This is a genomic window from Neochlamydia sp. TUME1 (genome assembly GCF_000813645.1).
In the GTDB taxonomy this organism is placed as follows: Bacteria; Chlamydiota; Chlamydiia; order Chlamydiales; family Parachlamydiaceae; genus Neochlamydia.
On the sequence record NZ_JRXI01000105.1, the window covers coordinates 1 to 1,904 of the forward strand.

The 1,904-nt window shown below is 35.3% G+C and carries 1 protein-coding gene; it reads left to right on the forward strand.

Annotated features, from left to right (window positions below; all coding sequences use genetic code 11):
- Window positions 1–406 precede the first annotated feature (406 nt).
- Complete coding sequence (locus tag DB41_RS04590) at window positions 407–1,405, forward strand: hypothetical protein (RefSeq protein ID WP_039384865.1); 999 nt, start codon at window positions 407–409, stop codon at window positions 1,403–1,405.
- The last annotated feature ends 499 nt before the right edge of the window (window positions 1,406–1,904 follow it).

The window sequence follows — 1,904 nt, forward strand, 5'->3', positions numbered from 1 at the left end:
TTTTAGTGGAGGAGGGAGCAAATTGTGCTAGGGCTGGGGGTCAATTGTTGGTGTCGCCGGCCAGAGGTGGGGGCAAAAATTCATGTCGCCCAGGGGGCCAATTTATCATGTCGCTTGACACGTAGGGCGCGAGAGTCTTTATAAGACTCTTTCAGGCACAGGCAACCCAAAGTGGCATATACTTGTTTCTCTCTGCGTCGCGATGGGGCCTAATTTGAGATTAATTTAGATTCTAAGAAATTAATTTATTGAACCAAAAATATTATATTTATTGAGTGAGTTAGCAGAAATATACTATTTACAATTTATGCTTATTGCAGTATAGTAATTATATTAAATAATAAATCCTAAAAATAACATTTTAATATACCAATTTTTCCCGAAACAAAAAGAGTAGTATCATATTATGGAAATCAATTCAATAAAATTACCTTCTTTTAATATATTAATTTTTTCCCAAACAAAAAGGGAGAAATTTTTAGATTTCATTACTTGGATCTTCTTTCGCTTATCACTTTTATGGGATGAAAGGCAGCGAGAAGAATATCACCAATTTTTTGAAATCAAACGTCTTAGCGTTGCTGAAAATACCCCTGAAATGACTAAGCTATTTAAAGAAAAAGTTCTGGCTCTTTGCCAAAAAATTTCTGATGAATCGATCACGCAGCACATGAAGCGGCTCAATGGTGGGAAGTTAGGTTACCAACTATATTTTAATGCGATTGGAGATAACAAAGCTTTCATTAAAGCCCATGAGGTATTTGAAATGCTATCTATGAAGTGGGAAAGTGGCGTTCCGTTTAATCGAGATAGGTTTTCAGCATTTTGGCCTGCACATAAGCAAGCTATCCGTATAGAAAATATTTTCCTTCAAGCTTTAGCTTTTGAAAAAGAGATCCCTCTTTCTACAGATGCTCTTGAATACTGTCGTATTTATGATGATATGTCTTTGAGCTTTCCTATAAGTGTTTATCGTTCCTCCTTTGATTTAGAAAGCACAGAAAAGAATCTTACTAAAAACATCGAAGCTATGCCGAATGATCCGAATGAAATCGATAATTTTTGTGACTTTTTCTCTCAACTTCTGACACAGTGGTCTCCTCGTTACAAGATAGGCCTTTGTCAGCGGTATTTATTCTCACAATTATCCAAAAACTACCCAGACAAAAAACTTTACCTCATCACTCTTCTTCGCGCCCTAGAAAAAGATGAGATCTATCATAAATATTCACTAGAAACGATTCTTACTAAATTGAAAGTTCATTTACAAAACTTCAATCTACTGGAATATTGGAGAGAAGAATCAATCATTGAAGATGACGAATTTTTTATTAGAGATCCTATATACATTCCTTTCGAAATACATGAACACTATGATCACCTAAAAGACAGCTTCATAATCTGAAGAGATTTCTTAGTTAAGAAAACTCAGTTGCTGGCTATGTTACGAACTTTTGACTGAATTTCATTAATCCATAAATAGCTTCCCTTCAATTAATAATCAAAAGGCAAAAATATTCTTAAGGGAATAAGATGGTGAGTCGACCTGTGGAACTTCCCCACAGGCTTCTCTTAGAACGGTACGGGAACCTCTCGATTCATACCGCTCCCAATTAAGGAAACGCTCCTATCATTCCTCTTTTCCAATGTACAAATAGTCCTGGGTTTCTCATGACTATTTTTTCCATAAAGATAATGGATGGAAAGCGGCTAAAAGGCGTTTCAGATAACTCACCTTACGCACAGATGAGTAGGAAAAATTATTATAAAAGTATATTTTTTTCTTTGAAAAGAGGAAAAAAAATGAAACTTGATCTTCTTGATATTTATACAGATTATCTTATCAGCCAAAACCAACAAGCCAAAGCCACAGGGCTATCCAATCTTTTAGATGGTCAGGTTAG

Bases quoted from the DNA above. Each gene is read 5' to 3' on its own strand.
- DB41_RS04590 (WP_039384865.1), top strand. From the start codon at position 407: ATGGAAATCAATTCAATAAAATTACCTTCTTTTAATATATTAATTTTT.